Genomic DNA, 12,698 nt, shown 5'->3' with positions numbered 1-12,698 from the left:
TGCCAAGCCTGCCATTGTCATGGCATGCCTGCATGCATCGATCTTCGCAAGTCCCACCTCCACCGCCGGCACGGCGACCTGCTGGCCATCTACACCTGGATCAATGGAGAGAGGGCCCTGGTCCTGATCCCCAGTCTGCGTCCCAAAGCGCCCTGGTATGTGGTGATGGAGAGCGCCGCCTATCTCTATGACCATCCGTCTTACCTTGCACGCATGTGCGTGAAGGCTTGCGAGGTTTTGGGTATTGAACCCAGCCGGGCCAACTGGGTGCGGGTGGCCACCATCATCAATGAAGGGTTGCCTGATCTGGTGGCCATGCCCAGCGAGCCGCCATGGGAGCGCCGGGGCCGCGAGTTCGGTCACCTGGTGATCAAGATGGAAGGCAAGGAAATTGCAGCGCAGGCTTTGACCGTTCCTGATGTGGGGGCCGAGTATGTCCCTGCTTGAACCCCGCTTCAACCGCCGAGCAGGCGTGGGCGAGCACGTCCTGAACGATGAGCCGCTGGCTTTCGATGTGGTGGACACAGCGCCACAGCATCCGCTGGACCAGGCCGAGGCCCGCAATACGCTGCGAAAGCTCCTGAGCTGGTACTACCGCGAACGCGAGATCCAGGCCGAGAACCGCCTGCAGATGTCCATCGACGCCGACTACTACGACGGCGACCAATGGGATCCTGCCGACGCAGCCACGCTGGAGGGGCGCGGCCAGGTGCCCCTGGTATTCAACGAGGTAGCCGTGATGTGCGACTGGCTGATTGGTACGGAGCGGCGCGCGCGCGTGGACTGGAGCGTGCTGCCACGGACCGAGGAAGGCGTGCAGATGGCTGACATCAAGACCAAGGTGCTCAAGTACGTGTCCGATGTGAATCGCACGGGCTTCAACCGCAGCCGGGCTTTTGAAGACACCATCAAGGTGGGTGTCGGCTGGCTGGACGACGGGGTACGGAACGACCCAACCAAGGACATCATCTACTCCAAGTACGAAGACTGGCGCAACGTGCTCTGGGACTCCATGGCCATGGAAAACGATCTGAGCGACGCGCGCTATATCTTCCGCACCCGTTGGGTGGACGAGGATGTGGCCATCACCATGTACCCAGCTCGCCGCGACGTGCTGCAGCGTGCAGTGGAGCAGGGACAGGAGCACAGCGCGCAGCAGTGGGCTGAGGACGCATTCCATTACCAGGGCCATTCCTCCAGTCAGCATTCGCGGGGTGGCCTGGCCAGTGGCTACGGCGATGCCGATGACGAGCAGCGCCGCCGCGTGCGGTTGATCGAGTGCCAGTTCCGCATGCCGGCCTCGGTTCGCGTCGTGACCGAAGGGCCGTTCAAGGGCGCGTTCGTCGAACCCTGGGACCAGGCTTTGATGCAAGCCATCGGTCAGGCTGGCGGGGCCATCGTGGACCGGGTGGTCATGCGCATGCACGTGGCCGTATTCACCGAAGGCCATCTGCTTGCGCTGGGGCCCATGCCCATGCGGCACAACAGCTTCAGCCTCACGCCCATCTGGTGCTATCGCCGCGGCCGCGATCGCATGCCCTATGGCGTGGTGCGGCGTGTACGCGATCTGCAAATGGACCTGAACAAGCGGGCCAGCAAAGCATTGTTCCTGTTGTCCACCAACCAGATATTCGCCGAGAAGGGCGCCTTCGACGATATCAACGAGGCGCGCGAGGAAATCAATCAGCCCGATGGGGTCGTGATCTATCGCGCCGGACGGAAATTCGAGGTGCACCGCGACAGCGAGATGGCCTCCGGCCAGATGCAGATGATGAACCTGGATACCCAGGCGATACAGAAGTCCGCCGGCATCGGCAGCGAGAACCTGGGCCGGCAGACGAATGCCAGCTCCGGCATTGCGATCAAGGCGCGCCAGATGCAAGGATCGGTCGTGACCACACAGCCATTCGACAATCACCGGCTGGCTGTGCAGATCCAGGGCGAGAAGCAACTGAGCCTGATCGAGCAGTGGTACACGGAGGAAAAGGTCATTCGTCTGTCAGGCCACAAAGGGCGTCTCGACTGGGTACGCATCAACCTGCCCGAGCTGCAGCCGGATGGCAGCGTGCGCTACCTCAACGACATCACAGCAAGCCTGGCTGATTTCATTGTGTCCGAGCAGGACTATGCGGGCACGTTGCGCCAGGTCATGTTCGAGTCGCTTTCACAGATGGCCGGCCGCATGCCGCCCGAGGCTGCGTTGCGCCTGTTGACCATCGCCATGGACTACTCCGACCTGCCCAATAGGGAGCAGATCGCAGATGAGATGCGCAAGCTGACCGGCGAGCGCGACCCCGCCAAACCTCTTACACCCGAAGAGCAGCAACAGATGCAGCAGCAGATGCAGGCCCAGGCCGAGGCCCTGCAAATGCAGCAGGAGGGCGCGCGCCAGGCGCTTGCCGAGCAGGTGGCCAAGGTCCGTGAAGTCAATGCCCGTGCCGAGAAGCTGGAGGCCGAGGCCGAGCACATGCGTGCCAGCGGCGGGGACCAGGCTCTGGCCTTGCGCATGGCGGGTGCGGCCGCCTCAGTGCGGCGCGATGCGGACGTTGAGCTGGACAACATGCGCCAGCAACTTGCCAAGGCCAATGCAGACCTTGCCAACAAGACGCTGCAGATCCGGGCAGACGAGGACGTGCGCCTGCAGGTGGCGTGCATCGAGGCCGATTCGCGCGAGCGCGTGGCGCAAATCCAGGCCTTGAGCCGCCAGCATCTCGATTCGATGTCGGGTCGCCTCGCCCAGTTTGAACAACAAGGAGTGATGGATGGGCAATGACGTCACGCAGGCCGCGCTCGAAGCTGCGGCCAACGCAACAAACGCTGGGGCGGCGGCGGCCATGAGCAGCAAGGTCGGCTGGAGCGGACTCGGGCTGGGTGGCTTTGGCTGGCTCTTGACCTCCGAAGCCGGTGTCGCTATCGGCATAGTGGTGGGGGTCGCAGGCTTTTCGGTCAGCTGGTACTACCGCCGCAAGGAGTTTCAACTGAAGTTGGCGGAAGAGGCTCGTGATCAGGCCGAGCACGAATTGCGCATGAGCCTCATGCGCCGCAGCGGTACGCGCAATGCCCCAGACGAGGAGGGGGGGCAATGACGCAAGATCGATGGACCACCGCCTTGCCTGGGCGAACTGCCGGGCCATGGGTGCATGCCCAGGGGAATGCATGATGGCTGAGCAGACTTCCAAGGTGCCGGCATGGCTGGCAGGCCGGCTGGCTGCGCTGGTGTTGCTGGCCGGGTTGGGCAGTGGAGGGGCAATCGTGGCCCGGCACATTGACGGCCCGGCACTCAACGATCCCTATGTGCAGGCCGTTGCGGCAGATACTGAAACCTCGCCCGGTGTGAAGGTTGCGATGGTACTGGGCTCGTTCTACGAGAGCAGCGGGCGCCATGTGGGAATGCCCTATGTCGACAAGCTGGGCAAGGGCCAGCCACTGACTGTCTGCAATGGCATCACTGGAGAGGGGGTCACGGCGGGCCGCTGGTACAGCTCCTCAGACTGCTATGCACTGGAACTTGGCCGCTACCTGATTGCAGAGCGCCATGCACGGCAAATGCTTGTGGACTGGGCGGCGTATGACCCATTCGTGCAAGGGCAATTCATCGACTTCGTGCACAACAAGGGGGCGGGTAGCCTGGCTTCCAGCACGCTGCGGCGCAAAGCCAACGCCGGTGATCTGGCAGGGGCCTGCAACGAGAACCCTCGCTGGAATAGGGGCACGGTCAAGGGCGTTTCCACCGTTCTGCCGGGGCTGCAACTGCGAGGCGATGCGAATGGCGAAATCTGCCGAGAGTGGAGGGTCATGCCTTGAGCTCCCGCTTCTTCGTCCAGTCCATGGCTGCAGGGCTGGCCTTCATCCTCGGTGCAGGTTGCGCGTGGTGGACTCAGGATCAACGCTACGGAGTGCGCCTGGAGCAACTGAGGCAACAGGCTGTCAGCGACGAACTGTCCCGTGTGCGCCAGGCCGCGCAGGACATGGCTGCTTTTTCCAAGGGACTTGACGATGCACTTGCCACATTCCAACGTACCCAGCAGCGCAATGCGCTGGTCCAGCAGGATCTTGAGCGCAGCCTGCGCGACATGCACATTGCTGCTGCAGGCTTGCGCGGTGACTTCGCCGGTTTGCCAGAACGTATCAGCGCAGCTACCCGGCCCTCTCTTGCCCAGTACGCCAGCACCTGCACAGCCTTACTCGAAAGTCTGGCAGAGCGAGGTACAAGAATGGCACAGCGCGGTGCAGACATCGCGCGAGCGGCTGATGGCCATGCCGCTGACGTCCGATTGATGGGTGATGCCTGGCCCCGTGCCAAGCCTGCCAATCTCCCTTGAGCACGCACATCAGGAACTGCCAACCATGACCAATCAAGACGACCAACTGCGCCTTCTGTCCGAAGCCGAGCGCGCCACGTTGCAGGAAGACGACTATGACCCCAGCGAGGACAATGCGGCAGCACTTGCTGCGTTGGGCCGTGGCAGTCTCTATGGGAGCCCCGAAGATGAACCAATGGGGCAAGCCGATGGCCGTGACAGTGATGACGCGCCAGCATCCACGCTGAAAGCCGGGGCGGAAGCGCCAACGAGCCATTCGCCCGAAACGGACCACAATGCCGAACGCCACGGCGCCGGGGGATCCTCTAAGCCGTTGCCATCTGGCTACAGGGTGGATCTGCCCTTGGATTACCAGGACCAGGTCTGGGCCAACAAATCTGCCATGGCCGAAGTCCGCCGCAGGTTCAACGACGGTGATCTGGACCACTCGGAAATGGAGGCTGAACTGGACAGGCTGCAAGATGAGCGTGACCAGCTACGCGATGTGAAAACGCGTGCCACTGTCTCTGCGGAAATGCGCCAGCAGTCTGAAATGGATGCATGGACCCACTCCATCCACACGTTCCTGGATGACGCTGCAAAAATGCCTGAGCTGGGTCGCGTGAACTACCACGCGGACTTGGAAAAACAGGCTGACCTGGACGCTTTCGTCAAGGCACTTGGGGCAGCTCCCGCCAACCAGCACAGGCCTTTTCGCTGGTTTCTGGAGGAAGCGCACAGGCGTGTTCTGGCCCTGCATGGAATCCCCACCACCAAAAAGTCCGTGGACATGCGGCGCCGGGCCGATCCGTCCGACATAGTCACCAACCTGGCCGACGTGCCCGGCGGCGCAGGCGATGCCGACCCCGCGGGCGACGAGTTCGCCGAGCTGGACAAGCTCACCGGCCTGGACTACGAGCGCGCGCTGGGCCGCCTGTCCGAAGAAAAGCGTGCGCAGTTCCTGCGCTCGGTGTGAAGGGCCCCATGGCACAGGCTGCAGCATCGACGCCCGGCGTGCGCCGCATCTTCATCGAGTTGCGCACGGGGGATGTGCTGGAGGTGGGCGGCGTTCGCATCCAGCTGGAATACAAGAAGGGGCAGGCCGCGCGCATGGTGATCGCGGCGGCGCCGGATACCTGCGTGCGAAAGATCGCAGCTGCCTCGCGGCCCGTACCAAGCCTGCCATCTTGAGGGCTGAACCATTTTTCAACCGGGGCGCTGGAGTGCTCGCTACCACACAGGAGCACTCCTATGGGCAAAACAGTGGTGGGCGTGAACAGCCCCCGCGCGGTCAAGCGCTTTTCCGGCGACCTGGCTCTCGATGTCTCTCAAGCCTCGTACTTCGGCAAGCGCTTCGCGGCCGTGGGCCAGGGCGCCAAGACGCCAATCCAACTGCTGACGGATCTGGAATCCGAAGCTGGTGACCTGGTCAGCTATGACCTGCTGGCCGAGCTGCGCATGGCACCCGTCGAGGGCGACGATGTGCTGGAGGGCAAGGAAGAAGGGCAGCGTTTCTATACCGATGAGCTGTACATCGACCAGGCGCGCGGCGGCGTCAATACCGGTGGCCGCATGTCGCGCAAGCGCACGCTGCACGATCTGCGCATGCGCGCCAAGCAGCAGCAGGCCAACTGGTGGGGCCGCTTCCAGGACGAACTGACATTCACCTACCTGTCGGGCTCGCGCGGCGTCAATGCCAACTTCATCCTGCCGCTGGGCTACCAGGGCCGTGCCAAAAACCCGCTGACGGCGCCCACGCCCAACCAGCACCTGTTCGGCGGCGATGCCACGGCGGTGGCCAACCTGGATGCCACCGACAAGATGTCGCTGGCCGTGGTGGACCGTGCCCGCGTTCGCGCAGACAGCCAAGGCGGCGGCGCCACCAACATCCCCGTCATGCAGCCCTGCGTGGTCGATGGCGAGGAGGTGTTCGTCATGGTCATGCACACCTTCCAGGAAGACGACCTGCGCAAGGAAACCGGCACGGGCGGCTGGCTGGAACTGCAAAAGGCCGCGGCTGCGGCCGTGGGCTTCAAGTCCCCGCTGTTCAAGAGTGCGCTGGGCATGTACCGCAACGTGGTGCTGCACTCGCACCGCAACGTGATTCGCCACAACACCCACGGCGCCACGGGCGACCTGGAGACGGCGCGCGCGCTGTTCATGGGTGCGCAGGCCGGCGTGATGGCGTTCGGCTCGCCGGGCACGGGCATGCGCTACGGCTGGCATGAGGAAACCCGCGACAACGGCAACCAGGTCGTGATCACCACGTCGTCCATCTTCGGCGTCAAGAAGTCGGTCTTCGAGATCGAGGGCGAGAAGCAGGACCACGGCGTCTACGGCATCGACACGGCCGCTGCTTCGCGCTGATCCCCACCGAACGAAAGGAGTCATTCATGGCTTTCAAGCAACTCAGTGCCGTGGCCGCAGGCCATCAGGCACCCATCACCCCCGGCGGCTCCGAGCTGGTGCGCTCGCGCTTCGGCCAGCCCCTGGCAGTGGCAGACCACGCAGTGGGTACCCGTGGCGTCATCGGCATCCTGCCCGCCGGCATGCTGCCCGTGTCGCTGTACATCCGCGTGCCTGCTGCCCTGGGCGCGGGCTTCAAGGCCTCCATTGGCCTGGCGGATGCGGCTGGCGACATCAGCACAGCGGCCGACGACGGCGGCGGCGCCTGGGTGACGGACAACGATGTGGGTGCAGCCGGTGGTTACGCGCACCTCGTGCCAGCGGCCTTCGCCAAACTCGCAACCAAGGATGAAGACCGACGCATCATCCTCAAGGTTTCGGGCGCAGGCACGGCTGCCGGCCTGTTCACGCTGGACCTGATCTACACGAACGCCTGACAGCGCGCTCATGTGTGCGCCCCCGCAAGGGGCTTTCCCCGGTGGCATTGGCCGCCGGGGCTTTTTTAACCCCGGAGAACCATCACCATGAAGCTGTTCACTTCGCTGCCCGCGCGCAAGGACGGAACCCTGATCGTGCGCATCAAGGGCGCCACCTATGTTTTCGAGGGCAAACCGCTGGCCTGCGAGGTCGAGAACGAGGCTCATGCCGACCACCTGCGCGCCGGCAACTTCCAGACCGAGGAGGAGTTCGACGCCGAGCAGAAATTCCAGCGCCTGGCCGCCGAGCGCGAAGCCCGCCGCGCGGCCCTGGACGGCAAGGCTCCATCCTCGCGCGGCACCTTCTCGCCCGGCGTGGGCCCGGATGATGAGGACGATCTGGACGGCGGCACCGGCATGCCCCAGGAGTCCGACTCCGCGCCGACCGGCCGCGTGCGCCGCGCTGCCCGCTCCTCCAACGTGACCGGCTGATCGCACCATGGCCAGCTGGGAGAACTGGATGCCTGAGCTGGTACTGGCTGCCCCCAAGGCGCCGGTACCGCTCATTCACCTGGCGTTGAACCGCGCCGCGCGCACCTTTCTCAAGGCAACGCGCGCCTGGCAGGAATGGCTGGAGCCCACGGACGTGACTGGCGAGGCCTTCGCCGAATACACCTTCGAGCTGCCCCAGGGCGCAGAGCTGCTGCGCTTGGAGCGCGCCACGCTGGCTGGGCGCCCGCTGGAGGTGGCGAAGGCGCGCGACCTTCCGGCCGATCCCTGGCAGCACGAGCTGCGCGGCAAGCTCTACCTGGTCACGACCAACCTGCGCGAATTCACTGTGCGCACGGGCAGCGCGGGCCGGCTGCAGGTCTACGCCTCGCTGATGCCGTCCCTGCGCGGCAACAGCGTGCCCGACGAGGTTGCCTCGCTCTACCATGAGGCGATCCGCGAGGGCGCCAAGGCCGAGCTGCTGGCCACCGAGGGCACGGACTACTACAAGCCCGACCAGGCCGGCGTGGCCCTGGCGTTCTTCCAGCGCGCCATGGATGACGCCACAGCCGACGTGTGGCGCTCCAACACCAGCCGCGGCTCGCGGGGGAGGGCATCATGGCTTTGACCGTGGCCCAGCTGCTGGACGATGCAGCGCGCGACCTGCAGGACAAAGGGCACATCCGCTGGACCCGCGTGGATCTGCTGGACTGGTTCAACGCGGCGCAGCGCGCCTTTGCCGAGCAGCGGCCCGACCAGATGGCCCAGCCGCGCGAACTGGTGCTGGCCGCCGGGTGGCGGCAGGAGCTGCCGGCCGACATGCTCACGTTGATCGACATCACGAACAACGCCAACGCCACGCAGCGGCGCATCACCAAGACCGACCTGTGGGTGCTGGACGCCGTGGCCGGCGCCTGGCGCTCGGGCTCTCCGGGCCGCGAAGTGCAGCACTACATGCACGACCTGGGCACGCCGCAGGAATTCCTGGTCTATCCGCCCGTGGCCGCCGGCACTAAGGTGCGCGCCATGGTGGGTGTCGCGGCTGTGGACTTGGCCGACGAAAACGGCACGACCTCGGTTCCTGAGCGCTGGATGGACGCCCTGCGGCACTTCGTGCTGTTCCGTGCCTGGTCCATCGATGCCGAGTTCGGCGGCAACGCCACCATCGCGGCGGCGCACCGTGCCCTCTACAACGAGGTGCTGGGCATTCAGGCCCAGGCTGCGGCCACCACGGCCGTGGCCCAGAAGTGAACCAAGCCTGCCATCCTGGCGGGTATCTTCAATCGGGGCGCTGGAGTGCTCGAAGCCATAGGAGCCATCATGGCTGGTTTCAGCACATCCCTCGCCAACGCGATCATCAGCGCCACGCTGCGCAAGCAGGCCTTCCCGGCCATCCGCAACACCTTCTTCGCCCTGTTCACGGCGGACCCCACCGACGCCTTCACCGCCGGCACCGAGGTGGCAGCACCGTGGTACCAGCGCGTGGCCACGGGCGCCTTTGCCGCGCCCAACAACGGCGCCACCTACAACGCCGTGCGTGCGGAGTTTCCGCCCGTCACGGGCGCCCAGGTCACGGTCACGCACATCGGAATCATGGAAGGCGACTCGGCCACCGATGGCACGGCCACGCTCATGTATTCCGAGCAGTTGCCCACGCCGCGCACGCTGCAGATCAACGACGTGTTCCTGGTGGACAGCCAAGCCCTGACAGGCGACTTCACGCTGCAGCTGCTGTAAGCCATGAACAGGGGAGCACTCAATGGCTTCGCGCTGAACGGGCGGGCCTCCGATCCCGTGGTGCGCATCCGCGTGGACGCCAAGGGCTATGCCCGTGTGCGTGCCGGTGGCAGAGTGCTCGCCTATGCGGTGGTCCACTCGGCTCCGGCCGCTGCGCTGACCGGCCCGCTGGGCCGCGTGCATGCCAAGCTCTCGGCCGATTCCGTGGCGCGCGCAGCTGTCGAGGGCGTGCTGGGCCGGGTCCATGTGCGCAGCCTGCTGGCAGCCACGGGCCGCGCCATCGTCAAGGTTACGCTGCCGCCCGTGCGCGGGCGCGTCGCGGCAACGGCCCGGGCGAGCGCCACGGTCACGGCCCATGTGCAGGCCCGCATTGGGGTGGACGCGACCGCGCGTGCCAGCTTCAAGCCCCAGGCGCGACTGCTGCGCCGTGGCCCCGTGCAATCAACGCCCACCGCCCGTGGCACTGCCGATGGCCGCATCTACGTGCGCCGCTGGCTGCGTTCGCCTGTGGACGGCAAGGGCCAGGCCTTTGTCGTCACGCAGGGGCGGGTCGAGGCGCGTCTGGCCGCGCTGGTCCAGGCCAAGGCTGCGATCACGGCCCGTGGGCAGCGCCTGGTGCGCGCGCCGCTGCAGGCCCAGGGCGTGGCCTTCATCGAGATCGATCCGGCCGTTCACAAGCGCCTGCCCTTCGATGAGCAGGCGCCCGAATCACGCACCTTCCTCGTGCCCGCAGGAATGACCACCTTCTACGTCACCGACCAGGGGCAAAGCATGTTCCGCACTTCCCCCATGCAGCCTGCAGACACGCAGGACTACGACATCGAGTTCGCCGACTGGTTTCCGCCCGGCGACGAGATTGTTTCCGTGCAGCTCAAGGTGCAGCCGGCCATGCCCATGCCGCCGTCCTTTGCCTTCGTGGGCCAGCGCGTGAAGGTCTGGATCTATGCGGGCGGGGCCAGCGGCCAGAAGTACCAGATCAGCGTTGCCGCCACGACCAACGACGGCCGCACGAAAGAGGTGGAGCTGATCGTGCCCATCAAGGAAAAATAGAAATGCCGCAGCTGTTCCTGAACAACTTCCAAACCCAGTTCATCGCCGACGTGCGCGCGGCGCCGCAGACAGGCGCCCCGGCCAGCGAACTCGACTACGGCGTGCTGCGTGTGTCCGATGGCGCCGCTGGCACGCTGCTGAATCCTCCCGCCGGCGGCTGGTACGTGCTCACGGCCTACAAGCGCAGCGGATCGCTCGAAACCGATTACGAGATCCTGCGCGTCACCGCCGTGGACAACTCGGTGATCGGTGAATGCAGGCTCACGGTGCTGCGTGGCCAGGAAGGCACGGCGCCCCGTGCCTACAACTCGGGCGACCTGCTGGAGATGCGCATGACGGCGGGGGGTATGCGCGAGGTGGTGCAGACCACGGATGAGCGCATGTCGAATCCGCGTGCACCCACCGGCGCGGCCGGCGGCGTGCTGGCTGGCCAGTACCCGAACCCCACGTTTGCCCAGCCCATGGCCACGGCGGCGGATCTGCAGGGCAAGGTGGACAAGGTGCCAGGCAAGGGGCTGAGCGCCAACGATTTCAGCGACGAGGCTGCGGCAAAGCTCAGCGGCGTGGCGACGGGTGCCACCAAGAACGCGACCGACGCGCAACTGCGGGACCGGGGCACGCACACTGGTACGCAGGCCATGGAAACCGTGGCCGGGCTGCAGGCAGCGCTGGACGCGGCCAAGCAGTTCGCCAACCTCACCGGCAAGCCCACCACGACCACGGGCTACGGCATCACTGATGCGCTGACCTCGAAGCCCGTCTTGCTTCCTGCCGGCACAGACTTGAATCTTCTGCCTGATGAAAACCGAATTTATGACGGGTTCAACTTCAAGAATAGCCCATGGGCGCCGGAAATGTGGTGCTACGTCGAGACACGTACGCATACGTCGGCCGGCTATCACTATCAGATTACGAGGCTATTGACCGAAGAGAGCCCGGTCATGGAGCGTCGCAAAATGGGCGCATTAGGCTTTGGTCCATGGCGGTTGCAGAGTGCCTTCGGAGTTCAACCAATTGTCAGCGGTGGTACCGGAGCCACTACGGTTGACGCTGCGCGCAGAAATTTGGGGGTTCGTCAATATGCTTTGGCGGGACTCACATATTATGTGCGTGCTGATGGGAGTGATTCAAACTCCGGGACGCAAGATAGCCCACAAGGGGCATTTAAAACCCTGGCGCAAGCGGTATATACAGCAAACCTAATTGACAGATCAAACGTAACCGTACAAATCAAAATTGGACCCGGTAACTTTTCTGGTGTGTACGTAGGCGCATCCTCATCATTCGGGGGAAACTTCATATTTGAAGGTGCTGGCGGCGGCGTTACGAATATCGAGGCGGTCAATGGTACCTCAGCCTTTTCCGTTGGGACATGCCGTGTAACGATAAGGAATTTATCGTTAATTGCGGCTGTGGGGAACTCCAACGCTTATCTTGTCATAGCTGACCATAACGCTTTGGTTGACGTCAGCAACGTCACACTGGGCGGAAGCGGGGCAGCCCCTTATGTGTTGCTGTATTCTTCCAATAACGGGAATATTACTCTAGGCAATGTGAAAATAGTTGGCAGTTTTTCTTATGCTTTTTATGCCACCGTTTCAGGGAGAATTTATAGTCAAGGTCAAATCATTACATTGGTGAATGCGGTGTGCAGTAACTATTTTCTTTCTGCGTTGTCGCTCTCTCTTATTTTGTGGGTTAACAATACGGTCACTGGAGCCGTTGGCGGTGCAGGGGGTAAATATTTCTGTGCTGGGAACTCGTGTATTAATGCGGGTGGGGCTGGGCCATCGGCAGTCCCCGGTGCTGGTGCCGGTGTTCTAGATAGCGGGGGTGTATTTGCATGACGAGTTCGAAGAAATATAAACTTTCGACTGATAAAGTCGTATTCCGTCGAAACAATGACGGAACTGTATCGACTATTCCGACAAGCAGCATTCCAGGATTTCCGAACGTCAACCCTGATTATTTGGAGTACGTTGCGTGGCTCGCAGGCGGTAATACTCCAGACCCGGCGGACGTTGCGCCTGTACCTGTACCTCAGACCATCACCCGAGCCCAGGGAAAGGCGGCGCTGATCCAGGCGGGTCTGTGGCAGCAGGTGCAGGCCTTCATGGCCGGCATCGAAGATCCCAACGAGCAGCTGCTGGCCGAGGTCGCTTTGAACGACACCGTGACCTGGGAGCGCAGCAGCCCGTTCCTCGCGCGTGTCGCCGTGGCGCTGGGCCTGAGCCAGCAGCAGCTCGATGAGCTGTTCATCGCGGCGGCGGCCATCGTGCTGTAGCGGCCTGTCCGCACT

The 12,698-nt window shown here is 64.0% G+C and carries 16 protein-coding genes; all 16 read left to right on the top strand.

Going from position 1 to position 12,698, the window contains the following annotated elements; all coding sequences use genetic code 11:
• Nucleotides 1-24 precede the first annotated feature (24 nt).
• The 16 genes from IB269_RS20690 (at nt 25) to IB269_RS20615 (ending at nt 12,683) form a co-directional block, all read left to right on the top strand.
• The gene (locus tag IB269_RS20690; RefSeq protein WP_192368141.1) at nt 25-447 is read left to right on the top strand and encodes a hypothetical protein; all 423 of its coding nucleotides are present in this window, start codon (nt 25-27) and stop codon (nt 445-447) included.
• Nucleotides 434-2,773: a hypothetical protein gene (locus IB269_RS20685; protein WP_192368140.1), complete on the top strand. Its 2,340-nt coding sequence runs from the start codon at nt 434-436 to the stop codon at nt 2,771-2,773. Before IB269_RS20690 ends, IB269_RS20685 begins: the two co-directional genes overlap by 14 nt.
• On the top strand, nt 2,763-3,086 hold the full coding sequence (locus IB269_RS20680; RefSeq protein WP_051940599.1) for a holin: 324 nt from the start codon (nt 2,763-2,765) through the stop codon (nt 3,084-3,086). Before IB269_RS20685 ends, IB269_RS20680 begins: the two co-directional genes overlap by 11 nt.
• Nucleotides 3,087-3,156: 70 nt before the next feature.
• Complete coding sequence (locus IB269_RS20675; RefSeq protein ID WP_063326677.1) at nt 3,157-3,804, top strand: lysozyme; 648 nt, start codon at nt 3,157-3,159, stop codon at nt 3,802-3,804.
• A complete protein-coding gene (locus IB269_RS20670) occupies nt 3,801-4,322 on the top strand; it encodes a hypothetical protein (protein ID WP_080736826.1) in 522 nt (173 codons plus the stop codon). The genes IB269_RS20675 and IB269_RS20670 overlap by 4 nt, the downstream gene beginning before the upstream one ends.
• Nucleotides 4,323-4,347: 25 nt before the next feature.
• Nucleotides 4,348-5,277: a hypothetical protein gene (locus IB269_RS20665; RefSeq protein ID WP_192368139.1), complete on the top strand. Its 930-nt coding sequence runs from the start codon at nt 4,348-4,350 to the stop codon at nt 5,275-5,277.
• 8 nt (nt 5,278-5,285) lie between these two features.
• Nucleotides 5,286-5,492, top strand: coding sequence for a hypothetical protein (locus IB269_RS20660; protein WP_192368138.1), 207 nt, complete (start codon nt 5,286-5,288; stop codon nt 5,490-5,492).
• Between the two features lie 60 nt (nt 5,493-5,552).
• Nucleotides 5,553-6,668, top strand: coding sequence for a N4-gp56 family major capsid protein (locus IB269_RS20655; RefSeq protein ID WP_013803292.1), 1,116 nt, complete (start codon nt 5,553-5,555; stop codon nt 6,666-6,668).
• A gap of 26 nt (nt 6,669-6,694) precedes the next feature.
• Nucleotides 6,695-7,144 (top strand): hypothetical protein, encoded by a 450-nt coding sequence (locus tag IB269_RS20650; protein ID WP_013803291.1) that lies wholly within the window; start codon nt 6,695-6,697, stop codon nt 7,142-7,144.
• An 87-nt stretch (nt 7,145-7,231) separates the two neighbouring features.
• Nucleotides 7,232-7,615 (top strand): hypothetical protein, encoded by a 384-nt coding sequence (locus IB269_RS20645; protein ID WP_192368137.1) that lies wholly within the window; start codon nt 7,232-7,234, stop codon nt 7,613-7,615.
• 28 nt (nt 7,616-7,643) lie between these two features.
• A complete protein-coding gene (locus tag IB269_RS20640; protein WP_174549427.1) occupies nt 7,644-8,240 on the top strand; it encodes a hypothetical protein in 597 nt (198 codons plus the stop codon).
• Nucleotides 8,231-8,863 carry a DUF6682 family protein gene (locus IB269_RS20635; protein ID WP_013803288.1) on the top strand — a complete coding sequence of 211 codons (633 nt, stop codon included), beginning with the start codon at nt 8,231-8,233 and terminating at the stop codon, nt 8,861-8,863. The genes IB269_RS20640 and IB269_RS20635 overlap by 10 nt, the downstream gene beginning before the upstream one ends.
• A gap of 69 nt (nt 8,864-8,932) precedes the next feature.
• A complete protein-coding gene (locus IB269_RS20630; RefSeq protein WP_180317230.1) occupies nt 8,933-9,349 on the top strand; it encodes a hypothetical protein in 417 nt (138 codons plus the stop codon).
• Nucleotides 9,350-9,352: 3 nt separating this feature from the next.
• Nucleotides 9,353-10,399 carry a hypothetical protein gene (locus IB269_RS20625; RefSeq protein WP_192368136.1) on the top strand — a complete coding sequence of 349 codons (1,047 nt, stop codon included), beginning with the start codon at nt 9,353-9,355 and terminating at the stop codon, nt 10,397-10,399.
• A gap of 2 nt (nt 10,400-10,401) precedes the next feature.
• Nucleotides 10,402-12,246, top strand: coding sequence for a hypothetical protein (locus IB269_RS20620; RefSeq protein WP_192368135.1), 1,845 nt, complete (start codon nt 10,402-10,404; stop codon nt 12,244-12,246).
• 266 nt (nt 12,247-12,512) lie between these two features.
• Entirely contained in the window at nt 12,513-12,683 is a 171-nt protein-coding gene (locus IB269_RS20615; RefSeq protein ID WP_192368134.1) for a hypothetical protein, read from the top strand.
• Nucleotides 12,684-12,698: the final 15 nt, after the last annotated feature.

It is taken from the genome of Delftia sp. DLF01, assembly GCF_014852125.1.
Taxonomy (GTDB): domain Bacteria; phylum Pseudomonadota; class Gammaproteobacteria; order Burkholderiales; family Burkholderiaceae_C; genus Comamonas; species Comamonas acidovorans.
Note: the sequence above shows the minus strand (reverse complement) of the source record. Positions and strands in the feature narration are given on the sequence as shown.

Coding starts and splice junctions, on each gene's coding strand:
- IB269_RS20690 (WP_192368141.1), top strand. CDS start 25: ATGCCTGCATGCATCGATCTTCGCAAGTCCCACCTCCACCGCCGGCAC.
- IB269_RS20685 (WP_192368140.1), top strand. CDS start 434: ATGTCCCTGCTTGAACCCCGCTTCAACCGCCGAGCAGGCGTGGGCGAG.
- IB269_RS20680 (WP_051940599.1), top strand. CDS start 2,763: ATGGGCAATGACGTCACGCAGGCCGCGCTCGAAGCTGCGGCCAACGCA.
- IB269_RS20675 (WP_063326677.1), top strand. CDS start 3,157: ATGATGGCTGAGCAGACTTCCAAGGTGCCGGCATGGCTGGCAGGCCGG.
- IB269_RS20665 (WP_192368139.1), top strand. CDS start 4,348: ATGACCAATCAAGACGACCAACTGCGCCTTCTGTCCGAAGCCGAGCGC.
- IB269_RS20660 (WP_192368138.1), top strand. CDS start 5,286: ATGGCACAGGCTGCAGCATCGACGCCCGGCGTGCGCCGCATCTTCATC.
- IB269_RS20655 (WP_013803292.1), top strand. CDS start 5,553: ATGGGCAAAACAGTGGTGGGCGTGAACAGCCCCCGCGCGGTCAAGCGC.
- IB269_RS20650 (WP_013803291.1), top strand. CDS start 6,695: ATGGCTTTCAAGCAACTCAGTGCCGTGGCCGCAGGCCATCAGGCACCC.
- IB269_RS20645 (WP_192368137.1), top strand. CDS start 7,232: ATGAAGCTGTTCACTTCGCTGCCCGCGCGCAAGGACGGAACCCTGATC.
- IB269_RS20640 (WP_174549427.1), top strand. CDS start 7,644: ATGCCTGAGCTGGTACTGGCTGCCCCCAAGGCGCCGGTACCGCTCATT.
- IB269_RS20635 (WP_013803288.1), top strand. CDS start 8,231: ATGGCTTTGACCGTGGCCCAGCTGCTGGACGATGCAGCGCGCGACCTG.
- IB269_RS20630 (WP_180317230.1), top strand. CDS start 8,933: ATGGCTGGTTTCAGCACATCCCTCGCCAACGCGATCATCAGCGCCACG.
- IB269_RS20625 (WP_192368136.1), top strand. CDS start 9,353: ATGAACAGGGGAGCACTCAATGGCTTCGCGCTGAACGGGCGGGCCTCC.
- IB269_RS20620 (WP_192368135.1), top strand. CDS start 10,402: ATGCCGCAGCTGTTCCTGAACAACTTCCAAACCCAGTTCATCGCCGAC.
- IB269_RS20615 (WP_192368134.1), top strand. CDS start 12,513: ATGGCCGGCATCGAAGATCCCAACGAGCAGCTGCTGGCCGAGGTCGCT.